The following is a 25643-nucleotide window of genomic DNA, read 5'->3' as shown; positions in this document are numbered from 1 at the left end:
CGCCAGCGACTGAATGTAAATCGTTGTGGCGAAAGGCGTGAGACCGCTCGTTGCAACCAACCCGCATGCCTTCATCGTTGGTGTTCATGGCTATCCGCCCCCTGTTGAACCGATCATTGGCCTACGAGCCTGTCGACCGACACATAGCGCAGCAGCGCTGCGATCCCATCCACCGGTGTGATGCCGTCGCCGGCCCGAACCAATGCGGCGCGACCCGCGATTGCGGCGAACGGCAAAGCCTCGTCGGCCCGCGCTATCCGTTCGACCGGCTCACCGAGTTCGGACAGGGCGTCGGCGTCAGGGGCAATCGTGCTGAGCGCTTTGCCGCTGACCACCGTGATGTCATCCAAATCTCCGACGATCAGGGTGTCGACGTCGCCGTCGCGCAGTGCCTCGCACACGGCGGCGAGCCCCTCGGCCGCCAACCCCGATTCCCGTCCGATTTCTGTTTTGAATCGGTCTGCGCTGTCGGTCGCCTCGCTGTGGCGCCGTCGTTCGAACTCCGTGGTGGTCAGTCGGCGAATCTCTTCGGAATCCACGCCGGTCTTGCGTGTCCCGGCGTGCAACTGTGACAGCCGCTGGCCGACGCGCTCCGGCAATTCGGCGACCACGTCTGTGCGCGAACGTACTTCGCCGGTCAGGAAGACCACGTCGGGATCCGCCTCGTCGACCAGCCGCGTCAGTTGATGGGCGATCGCACGCGAATTCATCCGGATCGCTTCGTCGGTCGAGCGCTGGAAGTCGCCGTAGCCGTTCCAGCCGGCGGTGACCGGTTTGTGTACCGGGTAGCCGCCGCCCTCGATGCTCACGCAATCGCTGCTGCCGCCCCGATGCAGGGCGATATCGGCACCCGTATGGTCGACGGCGGCGACGACATACGTCGGTTGTTGCGTCTCCAAGTCGATCAGGGGCACGACGTAGGGGTAGTCCGATACGCGGACCACCGCAACCGGAGGCGGGCTGATCAGCTGCTCGTTGATCAGTACCTGATCCTTCGTCGCGATCACGGCGCGGCCGCGCCGGCCGACGGCGGGGCGATGGGCGCGCACGGCCTCTTCGACCGTCGTGATGAGTTGTGCACCGGCGCCCTGATTCTCGAGCTGCTTGCGCAGATCGCGCCATCGCGCCTCGAGCTGCTCGGTTGCGTCGGCGGTGTCGTGCGAGTCGTCGAAATATATTGAGGCGAACGGGCCTGGCGTCGTTGTCAGGCTTCTGAAGCGTTCTGATCGCATGCCATTCCTCCACTGTTTGTCCGGCGTGTCCTCGTCGGTTTCGCATACCGTACAAAGGGCCGATGTAGCGCCGCGAGAGCCGTTAGCCTCCCGATAAGGGTCTTAAGTCCCGGTGGCTCCTCGCCGACTCATGATGCAGCGAGCGACTTTTCGCTGCCGGAGTCGTAAAGGGCGGACAGCCGGTCGGCGAATTTTTCGATGACCACTTTGCGGCGCAGCTTCATACTCGGCGTCAAATCGCCGTCTTCGATCGACAGTTCGCGGTCGGCGATCGTGAATTTCTTGATCTGTTCCCAACGATTCAGTTCGGAGTTCAGCACATCGAGGTATCCGGCGATCATCGCGCGGGTCTTCTCGTCGTGGGCGATCTCGGCAAATGACTTGTCCGCGAGCCCGTTCTTGGCGGCCCACTCGGTAATCGCCTCGGCGTCAAGGCCTATGAGGGCCACGCAGTACGGCTTGCCCTCCCCGTAGACGAGGAACTCGCTCACGTACGGACAGAGGCCCTTGAATCTCGCATCGATTGCCGACGGCGCCACGTACTTTCCCTGTGAGGTTTTGAACATGTCCTTTTTGCGGTCGGTGATTCGCAGGAAGCCATCGGCGTCGATTTCTCCGACGTCGCCGGTGCGGAACCAACCGTCCGGGTCGAGCGCCTCGGCGGTAGCGTCGGGCAGATCGTGGTAAGCGGTCATCAAACCTGGCCCTCTGAGCAAGATCTCACCGTCGTCGGCGATCTTGACTTCGGTGGCCGGGAACGGCCAGCCAACCGTTCCGAATCGGTAGGCGCCGGGGCGGTTGATGAACGACGCGGCGGCGGTCTCGGTCAGACCGTAGCCCTCGAGCACGACGATGCCGACCGCGTCGAACCACTGCGCGACATCACGGTCGAGGGCGGCGGCAGCGGACACGAAGAATCGCAGCCGCCCGCCGAACCGCTGCCGGATCGTCGAGAACACCATCCGGTCCGCGACTTTGTAGGCCAGCGATGACGATAACGAGGGTTTCTTCCCCGCTTGCCGGGCAGCCGAGACCTTCAAGCCCACCCCGATCGACCAGTCGAACATCTTCTTGCGGAACCGGCCCTGCTCGGCGACCATCTCCTGGACGCGGGCGTGGGCTTTCTCGAAGATGCGTGGCGCAGCGCCCATGATGGTGGGCTGTAACGCCGCGAGATTGTCGACGATCCTTTCCACCCGGCCATCAATGGCGGTGGGGAACCCGATCTGAAGCGGCAGCGCCAACATCACCTTGCCGAATGCATGCGCCAACGGCAGCCACAGAAAGTTGAGGTCGTCGGGGCCGAGGATGTTGAGCGCGTCGATAGCCGCCGCGGTATACGTCCACGCGCCGTGGGTCAGCCGCACGCCTTTCGGGCGCCCGGTGGTGCCGGAGGTGTAGATCAGGCTGGCGAGCTGTTCCGGACCGACCGCCGCGACACGCTTCGTGACGGCATCGGGCGAATCGGCGAGCAATTGCTTTCCGAGCTGTTCGAGTTCGCCGAGGGTGATCACCCAGTCGCCGTCACCATTGCCGTCGATCATCACCACTTTGTGCACATCGGGCAGTTCGGCCCGGTGGGCGAGCAGTTTGTTGAGCTGAGTCTGGTTCTCGACGATCACCACTCTGCTTCCGGAATTGGCCAGAATGTAGGCGGTGTCGCGGTCGTTGGTCGTGGGATACACCGTAGTGGTCGCGGCGCCGGCGCACATCACGGCGAAATCGATGAGCACCCACTCGTAGCGCGTCGCCGATACGAGGGCGACCCGATCCTCTGGTGCGATTCCCAACGAGATCAGACCGCCGGCGATGTTGCAGACACGTTCGCCGACCTGCTGCCAATTCACGCTTTCCCAGCTGTGGTCCTGTGGGTATCGAAAGGCCTCGGCATGCGGAGTGGCGGCGACCCGGTTGAGGAACATGTGAGCCACCGACGGTGCGCGAGTCTCGATCTTGGCGAAGTCGGGCCGCTCCGCCGGAAGGTGTAATGCTTTCATTGGTGCTAATCCGTTGCTGCCGAGCCGAATACCGCTGGTGCGACTATCTGTTGTGAGCCTTTCGATCCTGCCGCTGCCCGCAGGTCGCGGGTAGAGGCAAAAGTCACGTCGAGACCGACAAACGTCCCCGGCGCCGCCCTTCCCTCGGTGTGCTTGCGCGGCAGTCAACCGGCGACAACTCGATTCATCACAAGTGACCAAGGCCCCGCTGCTGTGTGCCTTTGCGCCCTTACGGCGGGCGCACAACGCACGCAGCATGGGACCGGCGTCCGCACGTTCACGAAGGGGGTTGAGCAATGAAGTCGCTCATCATCTGCTCCTCGAAGTCGCACGGCAATACCCGCTTGGTCGCCGACCGGATGGCCGGGGCGCTGGGTGCCGAGGTCATCGCACCCGAGGCCGTCGACCCCGCCACGCTGCGCCAGTACGACCTCATCGGCTTCGGGTCGGGCATCTATTACATGAATGTGGATACGAGGCTGCAGAAGTTGATCCGCCACTTGCCGACCGTCGACCATATCCGCGCGTTCACGTTCTACACCAGCGGCGCCCGTGAAGTTCCACTGTTCGGCTACCATCGGCCGCTGCGGAAACGGCTCGCAGCCAAGGGGTTTGACGTAATCGGCTCGTACTCGTGCCGGGGGTTCGACACGATTGGGCCATTCGGGTTGATCGGGGGCATCAACAGGGGACGGCCGGACGGCCGCGATCTTGAACGAGCCGAGGGATTCGCGGCGCGTCTGCGCCGGCGGGTCGAGTCCTCCACGGCCGCTTCCTGACCGCCGGCTCGCGATTAGTGCGGTTTGCGTGCGTTCTGGACGGATGCCCCGCCAATGGCGGTGGGGCATCCGTCCATCGATGCTTTCGGGTGAAGCTCTACTTGCTGACCGCCTCGCCGGCGCTTCGTACCACGCTGCGCAAGAACTCGATCCGGGCGGTGACCAACTCGTCAGCCAACTGCAGGGCGGCGTCGACGACGGTCTTGCGTCGAGATTGATCGGGGATCTGCGCGCTGACCTGATCGACGAACTTGCGGACGGCCTCGATGGCCTGCTTACGGCCGGACTCGACCGATTCGAGTACCTCGTCGGACAGTTCCGCCCAACGGGGCGGCTCGGACTTCTGCGGCGCCTGTGCCTCTGTCATGACAACTCCTCATACTGAATTCGTCGCGATTGGCCGTTCGTCTCACCGTTGAGACCGGCCTTATTGGACGCCCCGAGGTTACGACTGCCCGAACGGCGGCGCGAGTGACCAAAGTCCCTTCACGCCCGGTAATTGGTCCCAGACGGTGCGGGCGGTTAAGGTTGCCGGTAAAGGACTTTCGTTGCTTTGGTCGGGCCGTAATCCCCTAAGGTACTGACCCTGGGGCGCGCTAACCTGCCGTCATGGCCGACGAATCCGCCAGCCACGACCGTCAGCGACTGAGTTCCTCTGCCGCCGACGGGTTAGGCGCAGCGATCAGGCCGTTCACGCACACCGGTCGATACCTCGCTCAGTCGTGGCGCGATTATCTCCATCAAGCGCCGAATCAACTCCCGATCGCACGGCCCACCCTCGCGCTGGCCGCACAGGCTTTTCGCGACGAAATCGTCCTGACCGGACTCAAGGCGCGCCGTCCGGTCAGTCGACCCGAGGTGTTCGAGCACATCACCCGCGAGGTCATCGCCGCGCTGGACTTCTACGGGGGTAAGGGATGGCTGGACAATCCCACAGAATTCTTTGGCGAACCTCCGGTCCTTTCGGAACTGACTATTCGGCACGTCAGGGGATACCGACGTTCGTTTTATCGCCTCGCCTATGACAGTGGGTACCTGCCGCATCCCGGCGAACCGGGTGCGCAACGCTGGCAGACGTACACCGGGAACAACCGTGAGTACGCCCTGCTGCTGCGCCATCCGCAGCCGCGTCCCTGGCTCGTGTGTGTGCACGGTACCGAGATGGGCCGGGCCGCACTCGATCTCGCCATATTTCGCGCGTGGAAACTGCACGATGAGCTCAAGCTGAACGTCGTCATGCCAGTGCTTCCGATGCACGGCCCCAGGGCGCGCGGCCTTCCCCAGGGCCGGGTCTTCCCGGGAGAAAATGTTCTCGACGACGTGCATGCGACGGCCCAGGCGGTGTGGGATATCCGGCGCCTGCTGTCCTGGATCCGGTTGCAGGAGCCGGATTCGCTGATCGGATTGAACAGCCTGTCGCTCGGCGGCTATATCGCCGCGCTAGTTGCCAGCCTCGAGAGCGGCCTCACCTGCGCGATCCTGGGCATCCCGGTGGCGGACCTGGTGACGGTGCTGGGCCGCCACTCCGGTCTGAGCCACGACGACCCACGTCGTCTCACGATGAAGTTGGCTGAACCCATCGGGCGGATGATCTCGCCGCTTTCGCTCACTCCACTGGTGCCCATGCAGGGGCGTTTCATCTATGCGGGCATCGCTGACCAAGTGGTGCACCCACGCGAGCAGGTGATCCGCCTCTGGGAGCACTGGGGTAAACCGAAGATAGTCTGGTACCCCGGTGGACATACCGGATTCTTCCGATCGCAGCCGGTGCAGCGGTTCGTGCTGGCGGCGCTAAGGCAATCGGGTCTTCTGGACGCACCAGCGATGCGGCGCGACAAGTCCGCGTAGTTGCCGAGGACACGGTGAATCCGCTGAATCCGTTGGACGCCGCGATGATGACCGCGGAGTTGGTGGCCAGTCCCATGCATGTCGGTGCCGTGCTGCTACTGTCACCACCCGCGGACGCCGGGCCTGACTATGTCGATGCGCTCTATCGCGCGGCGCTTGCGACCCACGACTCGATCGATCCGAGGCTTCGCAGGTACCCGCATCGAGGCTTAAATACCGGTGGCATGTGGGTCTGGCACGATCTCGACACCGTCGACCTGAGCCGACATTGCCGGCGCCGCAGCATTTCTGGCGGTTACGACGAATTCTGGCGGCTGATCGGCGAGCTCGATGCGGAGCGACTTGACCGGTCGCGCCCCATGTGGATGTCGTATCTGATCGACGGCCTCGAAGACGGCAGATTCGCCTTCTACGTCAAGGTGCACCACACCATCATCGACGGCGTTGCCGGTGTCCAGATGATCGCCGATGCGCTCAGCACCGATCCGATGCTTCGGTCGATGCCACCTTTCCATGCGAACTGCGGTCATGGATGCGCGTCGGCGCCGGAATCGAAAGGGTTGCTGCGGCGTATGGTCGCGCCGCTTCGGTTCCTGGCCGATGCGGCGGCGTCGAGCACCGGCATGGTCGAACGGGTCATCACCGGCGAGTTGTCCACCGTGATCGGCGGTCTGGTCCGGCACACCACCGTGCTGCCGCTGGGGGCTCCGTACACCAGGTTCAACGGCCGTCTCGGGCCAGGGCGTGCGGTCTGTGCGGGCAGTTGGGCGAAGAGCCGTATCCGGGCGGTACAAAGGGCCGCCGGGGTGACCGGCAACGACGTGGTCAACGCCATGTTGGCTTCCGTTCTGCGCCGGTGGCTGAGTGATCGCGGCGAATTGCCCAAGCAGTCGTTGGCGGCGATCTGTCCGATCACCGTCCGCGATCGTACGCAACCCGCGGCTGTAAATGAAAACTATGGCAACAGGTTTGGCTTCTGGATCTGTCCCCTCGGCACCAATGTGGATGATCCGGTCGCGCGGTTGGCGCTGATCCATCGGTCCATGTCGGAAGGAAAGGACTGGGTGGCAAAACGTGGAGCGGCGGCATCCCTGCTGACCACGGCGGGGAGCATTGCCGCGACGGTCATCTCCCCGATGCTGCCGTTGGCGCCGAAGATCCGAACCGGATACAACCTGCCGATTTCGCATGTCCCCGGACCTCGCGACGAAATGTACTTCAACGGAGCCCATATCGACGAGATGTATCCGGTTTCAACTGTTTACGACGGTCAAACTCTCAACATCACGACGTGCTCCTACGCCGACCGGATCGGGATCGGATTTGTTGCGGGTGCCGAGGTGGTGCGCGACATCGGCGCCCTGATTCCGCTCACCGAGCTGTCCTTGGTCGAACTGGAAGCCGCCGTTGGTGTGCAGGGCTGAACCGACCGTCCGGGAACACTTGGGCGCACCGAGGAAGGGCCCTTCGGCGGCCGAACAGGGACTTTCGGCCGCTGAGTCACACGATGACGGGCTCTAGCGTTGGTGGTAACCGCGTGGTCACCGCGGATAGGTAAGAGTAAAGTGGATCGAGGTGGTCGTCGTGAGTCAGGGTGCGACGGTTCTTTTGGTTTTCCTTTCGGTCCTGGGGTTGTCCTTATTGGCCGCCTCGATTCGGGTCGTACAGCAGTATCAACGGGGCGTGCACTTTCGGCTCGGCCGGGTCATCGCGGTCCGTGAGCCCGGACTGCGCCTCATCATCCCGGTCATCGACCGTCTGCTGCGGGTGTCGATGCGCATCGTGACCATGCCCATCCAGTCGCAGGGGATCATCACCCGCGATAACGTCAGCGTCGACATCGCCGCGGTCGCCTACTTCCGGGTCATCGATGCCCGCAAGGCCGTCGTCGTCATCGAGAACGTGCACGCGGCCATCGACCAGATCGCCCAGACCACCCTGCGCAACGTCGTCGGGCAACATTCTCTCGACGAGGTCCTCGCCCAGACCGAGAAGATCAACGCCAGCATCCGCCAAATCCTCGACACAACAACGGTGGAATGGGGCGTGGAGGTCACGTTGGTCGAGCTCAAGGACATTCAGCTTCCGGACAGCATGAAACGCGCGATGGCGCGTGAGGCCGAGGCGGAACGGGAGAAGCGTGCCAAAATCATTGCCGCAGAGGGAGAGGCACGTGCCGCGGCCGCCCTCGGCGATGCATCGGACACCATGATGCAGCACCCGCTGGCCTTACAACTGCGAAACCTGCAGACATTGCTCGAACTCGGGGTGGAGAAGAACACCACCATCGTTTTCCCCGCGCCCTTGATGAGCGCGATCGGCGAACTCACCGGCTTCTTGACGCGCGAGTCCGGTGCCTCGAAGTCCGGGCAGCCCAACGGGTTACCCGACGAGAAGCTCGTCAACGCGGCCACGCTGCATTGAGCACCGCCCCGGCCGCCCGGCCCTATCCCTTCCAAAAAGCGAAAATCGTGGGCATTACAGGCAGGTGACAGGCGCGATCCAACGGACGTGGTTGCCGCCTTCGGGAGGTGAACTGATCCGGCAGGTGCCGCCGAGTTGTGCCGCGCGGCGGTGCATGTCGGTGCAGCCTTGCGGGTTGTCGGCCGGGATTTGCCCACCGTCGGCGGTGATATCGAGGGTGAATGAGTCGTCCACCGTGATCGCCACGGTCAGTTGGGACGTGCCGACGTCACGCGCAGTATCGCCGATGGCCTGGGTAATGACCGCCGCGGCATGCTCGGCCAGCTCGCTGCCCACCGCGGACATCAACCCCGTTGTTTTCAGAGTGACAACGATGTCGCAGTCATCAGTCAGATCGGCGACGAGTTGTCGAATGCGCTGCGGAAACAGATCGCCCGGGTCGGAGCGAGGCTGTAGCTCGAAGATGGTCGCGCGGATGTCTTCGACGGTGCCCTGGAGGTTGTCGAGGGTCATGCTGAGGTGAGCCGTCATATCCGGTGAGCGGGACCGGGCGATGGCGCTCTGCAGGTCCAACTCCGCGCCGAATAGCCGCCGGATGACGTGGTCGTGCAGGTCATGCGCAATACGTTCGCGGTCGGCCAGAATGCTCAGCTCGTGCTCGCGGTCACGATTGGCGGCAAGCTGCAGCGCCACTGCGGCGTGGTCCGCGAAAGAGCTGACGGAGTCGAGGTAGCCGGGTTTGAAGGGGGGCGCTTCGGTGGCGCGGGCCACGGCGATCACCCCAATCATGGCATCACCGGCGCGTAGCGGCACCGCGATCGCCGGGCGCTGCCCGACATCGGTGAAGGCCGGTATCGGGTGGCGGAAGTGTTCGGTGATCACCGCTTTGCCGGACCGGAAGACAGCTCCGGTGGTGGAGTCGTCCATCGGCACCAATTGGCCGGTCACCTCGTCGGCGTGCAGTCCCGCAGCCATGGACACCACCAAGGAGTCGGCGCAGTCGTCCGGCTTGCCGACCGGAACAAGAACGATCGCTTGCTCGGCACCGGCCAACTCCATCGTGCGCTCGGCGATCAACCGCAGGGCATCCGAGTGCGAATCGGAACCCGACAGCAGTGCCGCGGTGATCTCGCGAGTAGCCTCGACCCACGCCGCCGACGTGCGCAGCCGATCGAAGAGTTGCGCCTTATCGATGCCCACCGCCGCGGTCGCCGCCAGCGCGCGGGCGGTGATCTCGTCGGATCCGGTGAACACCTTCTCGGGGCTGTCGTCCGCGACGTACAGGCTGCCGAACACGTCATCACGCGACGCGATCGGCACACCGAGGAAGGCGCGCATGGGCGGATGGTGTGGCGGAAAGCCGACCGCAGCCGGGTGCTTGGTCAGATCGTCCAGACGCAGCACGTCCGTCGTCTCGAGCCCGATGCCGAGAACGCCCTTGCCTACCGGTAGATCGCCGATGTATTGCTCCGTCTCTCGCTCCATGCCGGTGTGCACGAAAGTGACCATTCGGCCGTCGCTGCCCCGGACGGCCAATGCTCCATAGCGGGATTGCGTCAATTCGGTTGCCGCGGTGACGATTCGATGCAGCGTCGCATCCAGGTCCGCATAAGAACCGATCTCGACGATGGCTTGCAGCAGTTGCTCCATGTGGTCATGGGAAGCCACCAGCTCGTCGAGTTGCTGGTGCATGCGACCCACCAAATCCGGCCTGCCTAGCTGGGCAAAAGGCGCTCTAATGTGCTCCACGACCACGGATCGACACCTTCCACGGCCCCCTTGGCCCCGTTTGACGCGGCGCATGTTCCGTAGCGACCAAAAGACAGCAGCCCCGCACTGCGCCTCGCCTACGCCCGTTGATGCTACTCGGTTGGGAGCGTTGTGGTTTGGATCGAGCTACCCTAAACGAAAACTTGCCGAGCGTTACGGATAGCTGTAACGTTTGGCGCATGTCGGCCAGGGAAATGCGGTGCTGTGTGTGCCGATCATCGTTCTATGGTCGCGCCGATGCGTCGTACTGCTCCGGGGCCTGCCGGCAGAAGGCTTACCGGGCCCGTATGGCTCGGGAGTCCTCCGACGACGGACACGTCGGCGACGCGGTAGAGCATGCTCGGCAGCTGCGCAGGCGCGCGCGCTTGGCCCGCAAACAGGCACGCTTGATCAGCCGGAAGCGCGTCGTCCCCGAGGATCCGATTCGCTAGGGCGCCCGAAGACGTCTCGTGGATGGTCGTCAGTCTTTAACGAGGTCAAACGGCCCTACGCACCGCCCCGTCGCTTCCCGTAGGTTCAGCGGTGGACGCCGGTTAATCCACGCTCGGGAACCCCGGCCCAGGGGTCCGGACAGCTCCGAAATGCAGATGGGATGCGCGGTGGCGTTTTTCAAGCTCGTCGCGGCCGACTTCGACGGCACCCTGACATCGGACGGCAGCGTAGCCCCGGAAGCGATGATGGCGATCGACCAGGCGCGGCGCAACGGTCTGACAATGGTGCTCGCCACCGGCCGCATCGGAGCCGAGTTGCAGGCCGAGTTCCCGCGGATCACCGATCACTTCGATGCCCTGGTGCTGGAGAACGGCGCGGTGATCGTGATCGACGGAAAGGCGTACGTCCTGGCACCCCCGGTGGATCGGGGTCTTGAGGACGCGCTCGCCAAACGCGGCGTTCGGTGCCGGCGCGGAGAGGTGTTGGTCGCCGTCGACGTCAAGGACGCTGCGACCGTCGTCGAAGCGATCGGTGAACTTGGGATGGACTACCAGATCGTCAGAAACAGGGCCGCCCTGATGGTGCTGCCGGCCGGTATCACTAAGGGCACCGGTCTGTGCGCCCTATTGGCGAAGATGAATCTGTCCCCACACAACACCGTGGCGGTAGGCGACGCTGAGAACGACCTGTCGTTACTCGCTGTCGCCGAGATCGGCGCCGCAGTACCCGATGCGGTCTCCTCACTTCGGCGGTTCGCTGATGTCGTCCTGGACGAACCGGAAGGCGCCGGTGTCGCCGGGTTGCTCACCGGCCCGTATCTCGCTGGGGCGCAACGCTGGTGCCCGCCGCGCCACTGGGTCGACATCGGACAGTTTGATGACGGAACCCTGGCCAAGTTGCCGGGAAGTCAGGGCCGCATCCTGGTTACCGGACCGGCCGCGTCGGGAAAGAGCTACCTCGTCGGACTGATGGCCGAGCGGTGGATCCTGGCCGGTTACTGCGTGCTTGTCATCGACCCCGAGGGCGACCACCTGCAACTGCAGCAGCTCAACCAGGTGCAGGTCGTTGACAGCGGCCACCACCTTCCGGAGCCGGCCGAGATCGTCAACTCGCTACGTCCGGACTCGAGCCTGGTGGTGGACCTGTCGGGACTGGACGAGCCGGGCAAGACCGACTACGTGCATCGGCTGCGGTCGACCGCCGAGGCGCACCGGGAACAACTTGGATTCCCGCACTGGGTGATCTACGACGAGGCCCACATCCTCGGCAACGTTGAACAAGCGCACTGGGCACGCCGCGGCGGTTACGTGTTGTGCTCCTTTGCCCCGGCGGCATTGCCCGCCCATGAGATCGACAGCAGCGACGTCGTGCTGACGCTCACGAGCGCCGGCGCCGCGACGGACCTCGCTTCCCGACGGCGGGCCACCATACGTATCGGCGCGGGTCCGCCGCGCGGGTTCGCGGTCGCGGACCGGCGCACCACACACGTGCGGCACCGCCACAAATATGCCGATATCCGCCTCCCGCCTGAGCGGCGGTTCTACTTCCGCGCCACCGATGGCGAATCCATCGCCGCGGCAGCAACGATGCATGACTTCTGCAAGGCGCTAAGACATCTCGAACAGCAAGTGCTGGAATACCACCTGGAACGAGGCGACTTTTCACACTGGCTGGAAGACACCATCGCCGACAATGACCTCGCGGCGCGGGTGGCGGCCTGGGAAGACGAGCTGGAAGCCCATCGCGCCGCCGATTTGGAACGCATACGCGACCAGCTCGTGGACGCGGTGGAGAAGCGTTATCTACCTTCGGAGCGACTCGGCTGAGCCAACGGGAGCATCAGTAGCGGTTCGCCGCGCCGGACGCGGCGGGTTGGCTGGTCTAATGGAAGGCCTTAACAGGCCTACGTGCCTGTCTCGCCTTCGTCGGCTTGCGCCCGGACGTGCGGGTGACCAGGCGTGCCACACCGAGTTCGATACCGCGCGCCAACTCGTCAACGTCTGGGGTGGCATCGTAGTCGGCGGTGATGCCGAACACCAGCTGGTCGACATAACTGAGCATGCTGATCACGGTGCGTAGCTGCACAGCTATCGGCGGTACCGGCAGCAGTTCTTCCACCGGGCGACCCACTATCTGCAGGCGCTGACGAGGACCCGGAACATTGGTCGCCAGCGTGACAATGCTTCGTTGCGGCAGCCGCGTGAGTAGTCGGACGGCCCAGGCGCTCATGACAAACGGTAGGTGATTGGTCAGTGCGACAAAGGCATTCGCGGCTTGCCGCTCGCCGCTGCTTTTCAGCCTATCCAGCCGGGCGTGGACGGACCTCAGCCGCTTCACCGCGTCCTGCTGCTCGACGGGCAGAGATGAAAGCATAGCCGAGACGCGAATATCGGTGTGGTTCATTGCATCCGATGAGCGGACCGATATCGGGATCAAAGTGCGCAGTGAGTTACGCCGTGGTTTTTCCCCTCGACGTAGCAGCATGGCCCGAAAACTGTCTGCGATCGCCGCGAGCGCCACGTCGTTGAGGGTGACGTCGAATGCCTGGCATATCGTGTCGACGTCTTTGAGCGAAACCCGCGCCGCGCTGTAACGCCGCATGTTGGATACCGGGCCGTGCAACGACGATCCGGCCGCCGGACTCAGCAGGCCGGTGAGGAATTCCGCTGCGCCCCTGGCTGTCTGCGTCGCGGCACCGGTGATGGCCAGCGATGCGCGCCACAGTCCACCGGCCCAGGTCAGCGGATTGCGACTCAGCCCTGCCGACAGAACCACCGACGAAGGTAGCTCGTGGGCGGCGCGGATATCGCTGGCGAAGCCGGTTCCCGAACCCGGATCGGCGAGACCCGCCACCATCTGCATGACGGCTATTCCGTCGGCGAGGCAGTGATGGATCTTTATCAGGATCGCCCAGCGCCCGTCCGGCAAGCCCTCTATGACCCAGCACTCCCACAGCGGGTGGTCGCGGTCCAGCCTGCGCTCCATGAGATCGGCCGTTAACCGAAACAGGGCGGCGTCATCGCCGGGGTGCGGCAACGCCACCCAACGGATGTGATGGGCGATGTCGAAGTTGGCGTCGTCTGCCCATTCCGGTGCCACCAATTCGAAGGGGCGTTTTAGCACCAGTTGCGTGAACCGGGGGACACCACGTATCCGCTCGGCGAGTGTCGCGATGAGGCTCTGCTGTTCGGGTATCGGCCCATCGATGACGACCAGGGTGCCAATTGCCAGGCTCAGGTGCCGGTCGGCATCTTCTGCCTCCAGGAAGCTGGCCTCCAGAGTTGTGAGCTGTTCCATCGTCAATCATTTCCGATCACGTTGATTTGCACCACTATCGGCTCGCGGCGGGAGTGCCGATAGTGCCGTTAGTCCCGAAACGGTGCCGCCCGTGCCGCCGGTGCTGAGCCGGGCGGTTATGGCCGCAGGGCATATCGGCAGCGCGGCCGCAGGGCACATCGGCGTGACCGCAGGGACCATTGACCCTGGCGGCCAGGCGCCTGACCGATCCAGACTGGCGCCATGAGCATCACGGCAAAACGGACCGCTGAAACCGCGGCGCTGCTTGCGGTTTTGTACGGCGCGCGACGGTATTACCGCAACTGGGGTACGACGAAGTCGGAGTCCCAGATGCGTTTGCCGGGCGACACCTTGGTGGCCGATCCCGCTATTCAGACCACCGAGGCGGTATACATTGACGCCCCCGTCGCCGCGGTGTGGCCCTGGCTGTTGCAGATGGGCCAGGATCGAGGCGGCTTCTATGGTTGTGAGGGGCTGAAGAATCTGGCCGGCCTTCGCCATCACGATGCCGACCAGCTCCATGCGGAATGGCAGCGGCTCGACAGGGGGGATCGGGTGCGACTGGCTCCCGAGGGGTGGATGGGGCTGCCGGATGGCGTGACGGTGGCCGTCGCCGAGATCGTGCCTGAAAAATACTTGGTACTCAATGCGACGCAGGAAGATCAGCGCTGGAATGCGGTGTGCTCGTTTCATGTCCAGCCGCACTGGGAGGACCGCGTCCGGCTGCTCACCCGCACGAGAATCGGCTTGCGCCACCCCGGCGAGGTGTTCGTGATGGAGCTGGTCAGGCCGGCGATCGCCTTCGGCACGCGGGGTTTGTTGCTGGGCATCAAGCACCGGGCCGAGCGATTGGCTAGGACAGACGCGGTGCGGCCGCAACCACTTGCCGGTTGATCCGGCGCAGCCGCTTTCCGTTCATGTCGTCCATACGACATGCAACGGGCCCGGGCCAGTGCTGCCCGGGCCCGTCTTCGCACCGGCTATTTGGTGGCTACCTGAACGTGCTTCTCGGCGGATGCGGGTTCGGAAACTTTGACCGAGACGGTCAGGATGCCCTTGTCGTAGGTGGCCCGGATGTCGTCCTCGTCAGCGCCCGCGGGCAGTGACACGGTACGCACGAACGAGCCGTACGAAAACTCCGACCGGCCGTCGAATTCCTTCTTTTCGCTGCGTTCGGCCTTGATGGTGAGCTGTCCGTCCCGGACGGTGACGTCGACGTCCTTGTCGGGGTCGATGCCGGGAATCTCAGCGCGCACTTCGTACCGCCCTTCGGCCATCTCGTCTTCCAACCGCATCAGCCGGGTATCGAATAGCGGGCGGATGCCGGCGAACGAGGGGAATGCCGCAAAGAAGTCCGAAAACTCGGGAAGCAGCGAACGCGGCTTTTGGGTCGCAGGCAGGGTGGTGGTCATCTTGTTCTCCTGAGGTGTTTGTTCGGTCAATACGCCCCTTAGATCCGACCATGCCAGCCCATGACGCGGTAGGGGCGGAAGTCCTCATTGGGCTGATGAATGTCGGTCAATGACAGGAACACTCGAGTGATTGACCCTCAATTGGCCCGTCCTTGCTGAGTGGTCCGCGAGTGATCCGACCGCGACGGAAGTCCTGGTGCCCGTGCGGCACACCGAAATCGACGCTATTCACCCCTATTTCGGGGCGACCCCGGTGAGCGACAGCGGCGGATATTCAGGAGCCTTGAGGACGCGCTCGACATTTCAAATTCGCCAGGTATCGATCAGGTCTATTGGCCGCCCACGGAAGGTCTAACGGCCCTAGCGCCGGCTACCGTTTCACAATATTTTCGGCACAGATGGGAATTCAAAAGCGTATCCGAGTTCTGACGCCAAAACAGCTCGTGGACAACCGTGTTCGGAGGTTATGAGGTGCATGACGCGATTCCGCTGGGGCGAATTGCCGGGTTCGAAGTCAAGGTCCACTGGAGCGTCATCGTAATCCTGTGGTTATTCACCTGGAGCCTGGCCAGCTCGTTGCCCGCTGCCGTCAAAGGATATTCGCGGCCGGTCTATTGGCTGGCCGGGTCCTGTGGTGCGCTGGTCCTGCTGGCCTGCCTATTGGCGCACGAACTGGCGCACGCGGTGGTCGCCCGGCGGATGGGGGTGCGCGTGGGGGATGTGACGCTATGGCTGTTCGGTGGTGTGACCACACTGCACGGGGAGGCGAAGACGCCGAAGGCGGCCTTCCGGATCGCAGGCGCGGGCCCGGCGACCAGTCTCGCCCTGTCGGCCGCATTCGCCGCACTGGCCATGGTGCTTCCCGCGCTGGGCGCCGGAGCAATTGCGGTCAGCGTTACTTGGTGGCTTGCCGTGATCAACCTGGTGTTGGGCCTGTTCAATCTGCTGCCGGGCGCGCCACTGGATGGCGGTCGGCTGGTGCGCGCTTATTTGTGGCGCCGGCATGGCGACAGCGTGCGCGCCGCGGTCGGCGCGGCGCGTGCTGGACGAGTCGTCGCAATCGTCTTGATCGTGTTGGGATTGGCGGAGTTTTTGGTGGGCGGTCTTGTCGGTGGCGTCTGGTTGGCGTTCATCGGCTGGTTCATCTTCGCGGCCGCGCGCGAGGAAGAGCTGCAAGTGACGACCAGGCAGGCCCTCGGCGGGGTGCGCGTCGTCGACGCGATGACGGCTAACCCGCATTCGGCTCCCGGCTGGCTCACGGTGGAGGAGTTCATCGAGCGCTATCTGCTCGGCGCCCCGCATTCGGCATACCCGGTCGCCGACCGCGACGGATCGATCGTGGGGTTGGTCACGCTGAAACAGTTGCGCGATGTCGCGCCCGGCCGCCGCGCCACGACGATCGTTCGCGACATCGCGCTGCCGCTGGATCGTGTGCCGAGCGCGGCGCCCCTCGAGCCGCTCAGCGCGCTCATCGAGCGGTTGGCAGCGGCCGGCCACTGTAGCCGTGCCCTGGTCGTCGAGGGTGGCAGGGTGGTGGGCATCATCACGCCGAGCGATCTGGCGCGGCTGATCGACGTCTACCGCCTCGCCCACCCGGGTCCGGGTTACGACGCACATTCCTCACGTGCGGAAAATTATTCCAACGCAGGGTGATTCACGATCGGCCCGAGACCGAACATAGGCATTCGAAGATGATGGTCACAGAAGGTGCGGACGATGAAAGCGGTGATCGCGGGTATCGATGGTTCACAGGCGGCGATCACGGCGGCGCTCTGGGGTGTCGATGAGGCCATCAGTCGCGCAGTGCCCCTGCGTCTGATCTCGGTGATCAAGCCGACACATCTGTCGCCCGACGACTATGCGCGCGACCTCGCGCATTCCGAAAGGTCACTCAGCCAAGCGCAGAACGCGATAACCGCCTGCCGCAGGGGCGTAACCGTCGAAACGGAGATCCCTCGTGCGCCGGCAGCGATGGCCTTGATAGAGGCGTCGAGCGACGCGGAGATGGTCTGCGTCGGCTCGGTGGGGATCGGGCGCTACGCTCGCTCGCTGCTGGGATCCACGGCGGCCGAAGTCGCCGAAGGGGCACACTGTCCGGTCGCGATACTGCGCACAGAATCCGATCGGCCACCGCCGGAGATCAATTGGATCGTGGTCCGGATGACCGACGCTCCCGACAATGAGGACGTCGTCAAATATGCCGCCTGGGAGGCGAACCTGCGCAGGGCCCCCATGCTCGTCCTGGGAGGCCGACCCGAGGAACTTACCGAAAGTGCCGACGGTGAATTCGAACGTCGCGTAGAGGGATGGCGGCGGCGTCATCCGGAGGTGCGCGTCTATCCGATCACGACGAAGTTCGCGATCGCCAGCTTTCTGCGGACCAACGACGAGCGAGTCCAGCTCGCGGTGATCGGTGCCGCGGAGGCCGGTCAGTTGGCGCGACTCGTCGGCCCGGCTGGGCATCCGCTTTTTCGCCATCCGGAATGTTCGGTGCTCGTCGTCCGCGGCTAGCCTCGTTCCCTAGGCGGGCGATTCGCGCGCCACGATCACCGGCACGCGCGCCATCTGGGTGACGGCCTCACCGACGGAACCCACCAGCAGGTCGGCAAAGCCGCCGCGGCCGCGGCTGCCGACGATAACCAGCTGGGCATCTTCGGACCGCTCGACCAGCTGGTGTGCCGGCCTATCGCGCGCGACGATGCGATCGACTCGCACATCAGGGTATCGTTCCTGCCAACCGGCCAGACGCTCGGCCAAAACCTCTTCGGCCATCGACTCCGTTGGCGGCCAATCGATTCCCGGCCAATCCGAGACGTCGGTATCGGTCCATGCGTGCAATGCGAGCAGTCCGACATTCCTCCGCGAAGCTTCGTCGAAGGCGATCGCGGTCGCCAACTCAGAGGCGGATGACCCATCGATACCGACCAGGACCGGCGCTTGGCTCGGATGCGATGTCGACGGGTCCTCGTCGTGGATGATCGCGACCGGACAGTGGGCGTAGCGGAGCAGCCCGGAGCTCACCGAGCCCATCGGACGGCCGGCCCACCCTCCGGTTCCACTACACCCCGCGACCACCAACTCCGCATCTTTGGACAAGTCGACCAACGTCGGAACGGCGGCTGAGGGCAACACTTCGGTGTGCACTTCGGGGGGACCGCCCCGCCGCGACACCTTTTCGACGGCCTCGAACGCCTCGTCGACCAGCCGGCGTCCGCGATCTTGCTGCCAGCGCGCCAGGCCCGCGGGTAGCCGCACCTCCGGCCACGTGGCGATCTCCGGCGAGATCGCGTGCACGAGTGTCAGCGGGACCCTGCGGAGTTCGGCGTCATAGGCCGCCCACCGCACCGCCACCTTGGCGGCCGGGGACTCGTCGACCCCGACGATAATTCCCAACGATTCGTTTCGCGATGACATGGCCGGACCCCTAGTCGTAGCTGCATTGTCTTGCTGGTGCCGAATCGGTTTGGCCACTCGTGCCTACTCGTGGTGGTCGTAGCGGCGACTGTCCTGGCCGGTTCCCGCGAGACGCTCGATCTCGTCGGCCGCATCGGTCAGCGCCGTAGCGAGTTCGCGGGCCGCCGCGGCGCCGAGCGCATCCACGCGGGTGTGCACCGCAATCCACCACCGCGTCGAGCCGTCGGCCAGCTGTCGGCCGTAAATCTGGACACGAACGGGGCCGGCCCGGCGGGTGGTGCCCTGGACGTCGCGGAACCAGCTACCGTCGAGCTGCCAATCGAAGGTGCGCACCGCGCCGATCGGTGGTGCGAGGTGGTCGAAGGGCGCGGTCGCCGTTATGTTCTGCGCCGCCCATTGTCGCGCCATCTCCAGCAGCGTCTGCGGTTCGTCACGTTCAAGGCGCTCAAGCTGGGCGATTTGTGCCGGGGTGAGTCGGTCGGCAACCTCGCGCCAGTTTCGTACGGTGTCGTCGGATGTCGCCATGGTGGATAGTCTGTTCGGCCGCGCCGTTATTGGCGAGAGTCGAAGGTCATGTCTTAACGGAAAGCGGGGCGCTGGTTGGGAATTGACGACCCTCCAGGGTTCATTCGCCTTGGAGGACCGTCAGTTCTTGGCCTGGCTGTCACGGCGCCCAGATCATGCGGCGCGCGGGACGTCTGGACTCGATGCTCTAGCCTGTGTCGACGGGGGAGCCGGCACCGGCTTCCAGCCGACATACGTCAGATAGAGCCCCACCAGGCCGAGGAAGACGGTGGCGCTCACCCATAGGGCGGTCATCCGCATCGCGGCGTCCGCGGCTCCCATGAAGGCATGCGGGAAGGCCATCAGAAAGATTGCGCGCAGCGCGAAAACCCATCCCACGACGGACACGATGATCGCCGCCGCGCCCCGCCAGTACTGGTGAAGCCCGACGATGGCCAGGGCCACCAACAGCAGGAAACTGGCCGTCACCCACGGCAATGCGGAATTGGCCTCGAAGTCTGACAGCAGCCTTCGCATGTCCGATGCGCGTGCCACTGTCGTCACGGCGAAGATGACGAAGAACGGTCCGAGCACGCGGGCGAACATTCGGGTGCGCAGCTCGGGTTGTTCGGTAGTAGTAGTAGTACCCATTGTCACACCTCCATTGGTGCGCCCGGCATCCGTACGGTGGCAGGGCGTTGTGCGTGAGATTTCCATTTCATAGCGATATCTGAGCATTCGACCGAGGCGCCGGGGAGGGCCCGAAGTCCCACACCATCAGGTCTTTCGTCGCAAATCCGTTCGTCGGCCGGGTCCGCAATCGCGGGGTGACTTAGGCCCGTTACCCGAGGACAAATGACCCTCGCCGGTGCGCCGCAACGGTAATACGGTCGAATTGATTGTTTGCGACCACCAGGAAAAGTGTTGACCCGTGTCTGATCAGGCGCCCGCCCCGCGACAGCCTGCGGTGGTGCCGACCCGGATGAGCGAAGTCCGGACGCACAGAAGTCACACGAACGGTGTTGACGGCCAGGGTACTTCGATTGTGGGTCTCGATCCGGAGGAGGCCGCAGATCGGTTGCTGCGAGATCTGCGCAGCACCCCGGAGGGCCTGTCGACGCGCGAGGCGCAGCGCCGGTTGCTGCAATACGGACCGAACACGCTGCGGCGCCGGCGGGGGCGCCGCTGGCCCGCCGAGTTGGCACGCCAATTCACCCATCCACTGGCCCTGTTGTTGTGGTTGGCAGCCGGGCTGTTGCTAATCGTCGGCTCGCATGTCGTCGCCACCGCGGTCGTGCTGATCATCGTGCTGAACGCGGCGTTCTCGTTCGCTCAGGAGTTGCAAGCCGAGCGGGCGGTGGAGGAACTGGCCAAGTATCTGCCGCAGCATGCCACGGTAGAACGCGACGGGGTGATCACCGAAGTCGATGCGACCCAGCTGGTCCCCGGTGACATCGTGGCGATCCGGGAGGGGGACCGCATCGCCGCTGACGTCCGGCTGCTGGACGGCGCTGTCGGAGTCGACATGTCGGCGCTGACCGGGGAATCGGCGCCGGTGCTGCGTTCAGCGGCCATGGCGGACGCGAACGTGCCGCTGCTGTCCGCGCATGAGTTGGTGTTCAGCGGCAGCAATTGCACCAGTGGCGAAGCGCGCGGGGTAGCCTTCGCGACCGGCATGGCGACCGAGATCGGCCGCATCGCGGCGCTTTCCGAGCGGGTCAAAACCGAACCCAGCCCGTTGGAGCATCAGGTTCGCCGCGCGGCCTGGCTGATCGCCGCGGTCTCGGTCATGCTGGCGCTGTCTTTCATCCCGATGGCGACCCTGGCCGCGCACCTGACCCTGATCAACTCGCTGGTGTTTGCGGCCGGCCTGCTGGCCGGGATGGTGCCGGAAGGTCTGCTGCCGGTGATCACGCTGGCGCTGGCGGTGGCGGTGCGGCACTTGGCAAGCCGCGGCGCGCTCGTCAAGCGCCTCTCGGCTGTGGAGACGCTGGGTTGTACCGACGTGATCTGTACCGACAAGACCGGCACTCTGACCGAGAACCGGATGATTCCCGTCGCCGCATGGGTGCCCAGCCAACGAGTTAAGCTCGACGGCAAGAATTTTGCCGCCCCTGGCGTCACCGCCCCGGCGGCTTTGAAGTCATTGGGCCGTGCCGCCGCCACCTGCAACAACGCGCGGCTGAACGATGGGGATGATCCGACAGGAGACCCCACCGAGATCGCCATACTGATGGCTGCCGATGCTTTGGGCGCCGATCCGCACTGTCGAGAGACGCAGCGCCGGGGGCAATTTCACTTCGACCCCGAACTGAAGCTGATGTCCACCGTCGACCAGGTGTCCGATCAAACGCCCGTCGTTCATACCAAGGGTGCGCCCGAAGCGGTGTTGGCGATCTGCAGTCACATCCTTGACGCGGAAGGCCATCCGGAACCCCTGGACGCCGCGGGGCGTCGGGACGTCGAGGCGGCCGTCAACGCGTTCGCCGCCGAAGGGCTGCGAGTGCTCGCCTTCGCGTCGCGCGCCCTGGCGGCCGACGGATCGCTACCGCGGCGCCGCAGCGATGCGGAACGCGGCCTGTGCTTCACGGGCCTGATCGCGCTGCTGGATCCGCCACGCGCGGGCGTCGCCGAATCTGTCGCTCAATGCCGGACAGCGGGGATCCGCATCATCGTGATCACCGGGGACCACCCGGTCACGGCAAGAGCCATTGCGCAACGGGTCGGCATCACCGGTGATCACCCCACCGTGGTGACCGGTGATGAATTCGACAGGCTCAGCGAGCCGCAACTCGCCGCGCTGATCGAGAGCAACCCGGAGGTGATTTTCGCCCGCGCGTCCCCGGAGGCCAAATTGCACATTGCCGAGGCGCTGCGTGGTGAAGGGCACGTGGTCGCGATGACCGGCGACGGTGTCAACGACGCTCCGGCGTTGCGCTGTGCGGACATCGGCGTGGCGATGGGCAAGTCCGGCACCGACGTCGCCCGTGAAGCCGCAACGATGGTGCTCGTCGACGACAACTTCAGCACCATCGTCACCGCGGTGCACGCGGGCCGGCGGATCTATGACAACGTGCGAAAGTTCATCGTCTACATCTTCGCCCATGCCACCCCAGAGACGGTGCCGTTCTTGGTGTTTGCCATCGGGGGCGGCCTGATACCTCTGCCGGTGACGATCATGCAGATATTGGCTTTCGATGTGGGCAGCGAAACGCTGCCGGCGCTGTCACTGAGCCGCGAACCCGCCGAACCGGGCATCATGGTGCGGCCGCCGCGGCCGCGCGGCGAGGGTGTGATCCGCGGGCCGATGTTGGCCCGGGCCTGGTTGTTCCTCGGCGCCATCGTCGCCGCGCTACAAATGGCCGGCTTCTTCTATGTTCTGCTGAAAGCGGGCTGGCATCCGGGCGCACCCGTGTACGGCAATGCCCCGCTGCATCACGCTTATCAGCAAGCGACGACGATGACGTTCCTGGGCATGATGGCCGGGCAGGTCGGTACGGCCTTTGCCGTGCGGACCCAACGGGCCTCGCTACGGTCGGTGGGCGTCTTCACGAACCGGTACTTATTGGCCGCCATTGCGGCCGAAATCTTGTTGGCCGTCCTTTTCGTCTACGCACCGCCGATGCAAGCCCTGTTGGGAACCGCGCCGCTGCCGGCTTCGGATCTGCTTCTGCTGCCGGCATATCCGGTGATCGTCTGGGGAACCGACGAAATGATGCGGTACCTGCTCAGGAAGCGAGCAGCATGAAGATCGGCCAGCGAGGCAGTCGCGTCGGCGCTAGACCGGGCCACGGCCGTTTCCTGGTGAGAGGGGATGTGCGGGCCGCCCGCACCATCGGCACCCTGTTGGTGCTGTCCTCGTTGAGTTGCCTCGCGGTGCTGCTGGTGCACGAACATTCCGGCGCCGAACGCCTCGCTCCGGGCCGATTCGGGTGGTCTCTGGCGCTGCTGGCCGCAGTGGCCTTCATCGCGCGTGGCATTTTTCTCGGGCGGCCGGTGACGACCGGGCACGCGGTCGCCGCGGCAACGGTGGTGTGTGCGGGGTTGGGTGCACACTTCCTCTCGTCCGGCTTCCTCGGCAACATCCTCGTCGGTGCCAGCGGAATGACCCTCATGTTGCCCACCCCGGCGCGGCCACAACCCGAGCTGCTGGGGCCGATATGGGCGCTGGTCGATGCGACACGGGGGGATCCATTGGCGCCCTTCGCGATGCATTCGAGCAAAAGCTATTACTTCACCGTTGACGAGACCGCGGCGATCGCCTATCGGGTCCGGCTCGGGTTCGCCGTGGTGAGCGGTGACCCGATCGGTGACTCCACCCAATTCAGTGTATTGGCAGCGGATTTCGTGCGAATGTGCCGTTCTCGGGGCTGGCGGATCATCGTGCTGGCGTGCAGCCAGCAACATGTTGCGCTGTGGCGCGACGAGACTATCGGTCGCCCGAGGCTGGCGGTCCCGATCGGGCGCGACGTCGTCGTCGACGTCCGTCACTTCGCCCTGAGGGGCCGCAGCCATCGCAACTTGCGCCAGGCGGTACAGCGCACCCACAACTGCGGGTTGACGACCGACATCGTCGATGAGCAGGAAGTCGATGGACCACTGCTTGCCGAGCTCACCGAGGTGCTGTATGCCGCGCGCCGCGCCGGGCGCACGGATCGCGGTTTCTGCATGAACCTCGACGGGGTACTACAGGGCCGCGTGCCCGGTATCAAGCTGGCCGTCGCCCGCGACCGGCACGGGCGCGTGGTCGCCTTCCACCGATACGCCACCGCCGGTGCGGGGTCAGAAGTCAGCCTCGATGTGCCGTTCAGGTGTCCCACCGCGCCCAACGGCGTCGATGAGCGGCTGTCGTTCGACATGATCATCGCATCGAAAGAGAATGGCGCAGAACGGCTGTCGCTCGCGTTCGCCGCCTTTCCGGAGATCTTCGATGCCGCCCACCCAACCAGGTGGCAGCGCCTCGCATACCAGCTGATCCATCTGCTGGATCCGCTGATCCGGCTCGAGTCCCTTTATCGTTACCTGCACAAGTTCCACTCCCTGGCCGAGCGACGCTACGTGGTGTTGTGTGCCCACCACATACCGCTTGCGCTCGCGGTGCTGTTGTCGCTGGAGTTCGTGCCGCGCCCGCTCCGCCCGCAGCTGCCTCAGCACAGTACCCAATAACGCGACTCCCGCACGATTACCGGCGGATCTCCAGGACCTCGTTCAGCGGGCGTCGCGACGTCGGCACCGGGGGCCGCTCGGTTGGCGGTGCCATCCCCACGCGGACCAGCACCTGCGGCTCGCCGTGCCCAGCGATCAAGCCACGCACGATATCGCGGCTTTCGTCTACCTCGATCAGGTGGGTCAGGGTGCAGGTCGCCATGCCGGCCACGGTGCATTCCAAAAGCACCGTCGACAACGCTTCACCACACCCCAACACATCGGTGCGGGTATCTTCCGGCGTTGACAACACGAAGATTTTCGAGCAATCCACCTCGACCTCCATACGCCGTTGCGTATGACTTCTGACCGGAAACTCTCGCCCCACATCGACGCGGATGTGTTCGCTTTCGGATGCCAGGGCCGTAGCCGGGACTCCTTCGGTCACGACGAACGGTGATGTCCACCAATCTAATTCGACATGATAAGACCAATCATCGCGGCGGAGCGCCTCGGTGAAAAGCGACGCCTGGACCAGCTGCGGTCGCAGTTCGTCGGGGAGCACGTCAAGGGTCACGACGCTGTCGTGGACGCTGTCCTTGAGCACGGGTTCGAAAAAATCCCAGTACCGGGGCCGGCCCAACGGAAGCCGGTCGGTTCTGCGCTGCAGGATGGCCTCGGCACGCAGCAGATCAGCATCGGTGACTTGGTCCGCGGGGCTGAAATCGATCAACGCCAGATTGTCGGGTTCATTCGGGTCGGGGAACCGCTTGATTCGGGCTTGCCAACCCGCGGCGAGCATGGCGACCCGAAGGTGATCCAGCACTGCGCCACAACTGATGATCGTCTCTCGGCCGGACTGGTCGGCGCCCGGCACCGTCCGATAACGATCGACGAACAAGCGCAGAAGTTCGCCTTCGGCCACCCACCGCCACGGCTGGCTGTTGTGGATGGACGGCGCCCGGCACGCGACGAGCACCGCCTCCCGCAGGATCTGGCTGTTTAGCTTCGGATGCATGACGTCAACCCCTTGCCGAGCTTCCGCTTTGCCTTGACGCTAGGGGCATTACAGCGCTCGGTGCTAGAGTCCTACGTCCCGGACAACATCGGACCTGCGCAGTCGGTGATCAGTGCGGGGTTTTAGACGCATTCCGCTCGACGTAGCCCACCACGTCCGCCAACGTCCGTAGCGAAGCGTAGTCGGACTCCGGGATATCGACGTTCAACCGGCGGTGTATACCGCGCAGGAAGGTGAGCCAGTCCATGGAATCAAGATCGACCTGATCTCGCAGCAGAACGTCGTCGCGTATTTCGTCGGGTTCGACCTCGGGCGCGATGGTTGTCAGCACGGACAGGACCACATCACGTATGTCTTCTTCGGTCATGGCG

Annotated in this window: 21 protein-coding genes; 10 read left to right on the top strand and 11 right to left on the bottom strand. The window is 64.6% G+C overall.

The genetic code is table 11. The features are described 5' to 3' along the window. Positions 1 to 113: 113 nt before the first annotated feature. On the bottom strand, positions 114 to 1232 hold the full coding sequence (locus G6N50_RS07035) for an Rv2629 family ribosome hibernation factor (protein WP_083092334.1): 1119 nt from the start codon (positions 1230 to 1232) through the stop codon (positions 114 to 116). A 128-nt stretch (positions 1233 to 1360) separates the two neighbouring features. Further along, positions 1361 to 3229, bottom strand: a complete 1869-nt coding sequence (locus G6N50_RS07030; protein ID WP_083092336.1) for an AMP-dependent synthetase/ligase — start codon at positions 3227 to 3229, stop codon at positions 1361 to 1363. Between the two features lie 296 nt (positions 3230 to 3525). On the opposite strand from G6N50_RS07030, the gene G6N50_RS07025 reads away from it, so the two are divergent. After that, positions 3526 to 4008, top strand: a complete 483-nt coding sequence (locus tag G6N50_RS07025; RefSeq protein ID WP_083092338.1) for a flavodoxin family protein — start codon at positions 3526 to 3528, stop codon at positions 4006 to 4008. A 97-nt stretch (positions 4009 to 4105) separates the two neighbouring features. Here the strand turns inward: G6N50_RS07025 and G6N50_RS07020 are convergent, their stop codons facing one another. Next, positions 4106 to 4375, bottom strand: coding sequence for a hypothetical protein (locus tag G6N50_RS07020; RefSeq protein ID WP_083092340.1), 270 nt, complete (start codon positions 4373 to 4375; stop codon positions 4106 to 4108). Between the two features lie 278 nt (positions 4376 to 4653). On the opposite strand from G6N50_RS07020, the gene G6N50_RS07015 reads away from it, so the two are divergent. The 3 genes from G6N50_RS07015 (at position 4654) to G6N50_RS07005 (ending at position 8280) form a co-directional block, all read left to right on the top strand. Beyond that, positions 4654 to 5856, top strand: a complete 1203-nt coding sequence (locus tag G6N50_RS07015; protein ID WP_083092626.1) for an alpha/beta hydrolase family protein — start codon at positions 4654 to 4656, stop codon at positions 5854 to 5856. 14 nt (positions 5857 to 5870) lie between these two features. Next, positions 5871 to 7280, top strand: coding sequence for a wax ester/triacylglycerol synthase family O-acyltransferase (locus G6N50_RS07010; protein ID WP_083092342.1), 1410 nt, complete (start codon positions 5871 to 5873; stop codon positions 7278 to 7280). Positions 7281 to 7464: 184 nt separating this feature from the next. Further along, on the top strand, positions 7465 to 8280 hold the full coding sequence (locus G6N50_RS07005) for a slipin family protein (protein ID WP_276053221.1): 816 nt from the start codon (positions 7465 to 7467) through the stop codon (positions 8278 to 8280). Between the two features lie 54 nt (positions 8281 to 8334). On the opposite strand, the gene G6N50_RS07000 is transcribed toward G6N50_RS07005, so the two are convergent. Beyond that, positions 8335 to 9972: a GAF domain-containing sensor histidine kinase gene (locus G6N50_RS07000; protein WP_083092344.1), complete on the bottom strand. Its 1638-nt coding sequence runs from the start codon at positions 9970 to 9972 to the stop codon at positions 8335 to 8337. Between the two features lie 677 nt (positions 9973 to 10649). Between G6N50_RS07000 and G6N50_RS06995 the strand changes: the two genes are divergently transcribed. Then, a complete protein-coding gene (locus G6N50_RS06995) occupies positions 10650 to 12308 on the top strand; it encodes an HAD hydrolase family protein (protein WP_083092630.1) in 1659 nt (552 codons plus the stop codon). 55 nt (positions 12309 to 12363) lie between these two features. Here G6N50_RS06995 and G6N50_RS06990 read toward each other — a convergent pair whose 3' ends face one another. Continuing rightward, entirely contained in the window at positions 12364 to 13779 is a 1416-nt protein-coding gene (locus G6N50_RS06990; RefSeq protein WP_083092346.1) for a WS/DGAT/MGAT family O-acyltransferase, read from the bottom strand. Positions 13780 to 14001: 222 nt separating this feature from the next. Here G6N50_RS06990 and G6N50_RS06985 point away from each other — a divergent pair, with 222 nt between their 5' ends. Beyond that, positions 14002 to 14673: a hypothetical protein gene (locus G6N50_RS06985; protein WP_083092348.1), complete on the top strand. Its 672-nt coding sequence runs from the start codon at positions 14002 to 14004 to the stop codon at positions 14671 to 14673. An 86-nt stretch (positions 14674 to 14759) separates the two neighbouring features. Here the strand turns inward: G6N50_RS06985 and G6N50_RS06980 are convergent, their stop codons facing one another. Further along, positions 14760 to 15191, bottom strand: coding sequence for an Hsp20/alpha crystallin family protein (locus G6N50_RS06980; RefSeq protein WP_083092350.1), 432 nt, complete (start codon positions 15189 to 15191; stop codon positions 14760 to 14762). 471 nt (positions 15192 to 15662) lie between these two features. Between G6N50_RS06980 and G6N50_RS06975 the strand changes: the two genes are divergently transcribed. Continuing rightward, on the top strand, positions 15663 to 16844 hold the full coding sequence (locus G6N50_RS06975) for a site-2 protease family protein (RefSeq protein WP_083092632.1): 1182 nt from the start codon (positions 15663 to 15665) through the stop codon (positions 16842 to 16844). A gap of 63 nt (positions 16845 to 16907) precedes the next feature. Continuing rightward, positions 16908 to 17702 carry a universal stress protein gene (locus G6N50_RS06970; protein ID WP_083092352.1) on the top strand — a complete coding sequence of 265 codons (795 nt, stop codon included), beginning with the start codon at positions 16908 to 16910 and terminating at the stop codon, positions 17700 to 17702. A 9-nt stretch (positions 17703 to 17711) separates the two neighbouring features. Here the strand turns inward: G6N50_RS06970 and G6N50_RS06965 are convergent, their stop codons facing one another. The 3 genes from G6N50_RS06965 to G6N50_RS06955 form a co-directional block, all read right to left on the bottom strand. After that, positions 17712 to 18605, bottom strand: coding sequence for a universal stress protein (locus G6N50_RS06965; RefSeq protein ID WP_083092354.1), 894 nt, complete (start codon positions 18603 to 18605; stop codon positions 17712 to 17714). A 63-nt stretch (positions 18606 to 18668) separates the two neighbouring features. After that, complete coding sequence (locus G6N50_RS06960; RefSeq protein WP_083092356.1) at positions 18669 to 19130, bottom strand: hypothetical protein; 462 nt, start codon at positions 19128 to 19130, stop codon at positions 18669 to 18671. A gap of 153 nt (positions 19131 to 19283) precedes the next feature. Next, entirely contained in the window at positions 19284 to 19715 is a 432-nt protein-coding gene (locus G6N50_RS06955; RefSeq protein ID WP_083092358.1) for a hypothetical protein, read from the bottom strand. A gap of 439 nt (positions 19716 to 20154) precedes the next feature. Here G6N50_RS06955 and G6N50_RS06950 point away from each other — a divergent pair, with 439 nt between their 5' ends. Both G6N50_RS06950 and G6N50_RS06945 read left to right on the top strand, forming a co-directional pair. Next, positions 20155 to 22857, top strand: coding sequence for a cation-translocating P-type ATPase (locus tag G6N50_RS06950; RefSeq protein WP_232068901.1), 2703 nt, complete (start codon positions 20155 to 20157; stop codon positions 22855 to 22857). Then, entirely contained in the window at positions 22854 to 24275 is a 1422-nt protein-coding gene (locus G6N50_RS06945) for a bifunctional lysylphosphatidylglycerol flippase/synthetase MprF (protein WP_083092359.1), read from the top strand. Before G6N50_RS06950 ends, G6N50_RS06945 begins: the two co-directional genes overlap by 4 nt. 16 nt (positions 24276 to 24291) lie before the next feature. On the opposite strand, the gene G6N50_RS06940 is transcribed toward G6N50_RS06945, so the two are convergent. Next, the gene (locus G6N50_RS06940) at positions 24292 to 25272 is read right to left on the bottom strand and encodes an Acg family FMN-binding oxidoreductase (protein WP_083092361.1); all 981 of its coding nucleotides are present in this window, start codon (positions 25270 to 25272) and stop codon (positions 24292 to 24294) included. A gap of 109 nt (positions 25273 to 25381) precedes the next feature. After that, on the bottom strand, positions 25382 to 25639 hold the full coding sequence (locus G6N50_RS06935; protein ID WP_083092363.1) for an acyl carrier protein: 258 nt from the start codon (positions 25637 to 25639) through the stop codon (positions 25382 to 25384). Positions 25640 to 25643 lie beyond the last annotated feature (4 nt).

Source organism: Mycobacterium mantenii (genome assembly GCF_010731775.1).
GTDB lineage: Bacteria > Actinomycetota > Actinomycetes > Mycobacteriales > Mycobacteriaceae > Mycobacterium > Mycobacterium mantenii.
This window is presented reverse-complemented; position numbering and strand designations above follow the sequence as displayed.

Excerpts from the sequence above, each read along its gene's own strand:
- G6N50_RS06990 (WP_083092346.1), bottom strand. The coding sequence starts at position 13,779 with ATGGAACAGCTCACAACTCTGGAGGCCAGCTTCCTGGAGGCAGAAGAT.
- G6N50_RS07025 (WP_083092338.1), top strand. The coding sequence starts at position 3,526 with ATGAAGTCGCTCATCATCTGCTCCTCGAAGTCGCACGGCAATACCCGC.
- G6N50_RS07035 (WP_083092334.1), bottom strand. The coding sequence starts at position 1,232 with ATGCGATCAGAACGCTTCAGAAGCCTGACAACGACGCCAGGCCCGTTC.
- G6N50_RS06960 (WP_083092356.1), bottom strand. The coding sequence starts at position 19,130 with ATGGCGACATCCGACGACACCGTACGAAACTGGCGCGAGGTTGCCGAC.
- G6N50_RS06935 (WP_083092363.1), bottom strand. The coding sequence starts at position 25,639 with ATGACCGAAGAAGACATACGTGATGTGGTCCTGTCCGTGCTGACAACC.
- G6N50_RS07000 (WP_083092344.1), bottom strand. The coding sequence starts at position 9,972 with ATGCACCAGCAACTCGACGAGCTGGTGGCTTCCCATGACCACATGGAG.
- G6N50_RS06945 (WP_083092359.1), top strand. The coding sequence starts at position 22,854 with ATGAAGATCGGCCAGCGAGGCAGTCGCGTCGGCGCTAGACCGGGCCAC.
- G6N50_RS06955 (WP_083092358.1), bottom strand. The coding sequence starts at position 19,715 with ATGTTCGCCCGCGTGCTCGGACCGTTCTTCGTCATCTTCGCCGTGACG.
- G6N50_RS06985 (WP_083092348.1), top strand. The coding sequence starts at position 14,002 with ATGAGCATCACGGCAAAACGGACCGCTGAAACCGCGGCGCTGCTTGCG.
- G6N50_RS06970 (WP_083092352.1), top strand. The coding sequence starts at position 16,908 with ATGAAAGCGGTGATCGCGGGTATCGATGGTTCACAGGCGGCGATCACG.
- G6N50_RS06965 (WP_083092354.1), bottom strand. The coding sequence starts at position 18,605 with ATGTCATCGCGAAACGAATCGTTGGGAATTATCGTCGGGGTCGACGAG.
- G6N50_RS06940 (WP_083092361.1), bottom strand. The coding sequence starts at position 25,272 with ATGCATCCGAAGCTAAACAGCCAGATCCTGCGGGAGGCGGTGCTCGTC.
- G6N50_RS07020 (WP_083092340.1), bottom strand. The coding sequence starts at position 4,375 with ATGACAGAGGCACAGGCGCCGCAGAAGTCCGAGCCGCCCCGTTGGGCG.
- G6N50_RS06980 (WP_083092350.1), bottom strand. The coding sequence starts at position 15,191 with ATGACCACCACCCTGCCTGCGACCCAAAAGCCGCGTTCGCTGCTTCCC.
- G6N50_RS07030 (WP_083092336.1), bottom strand. The coding sequence starts at position 3,229 with ATGAAAGCATTACACCTTCCGGCGGAGCGGCCCGACTTCGCCAAGATC.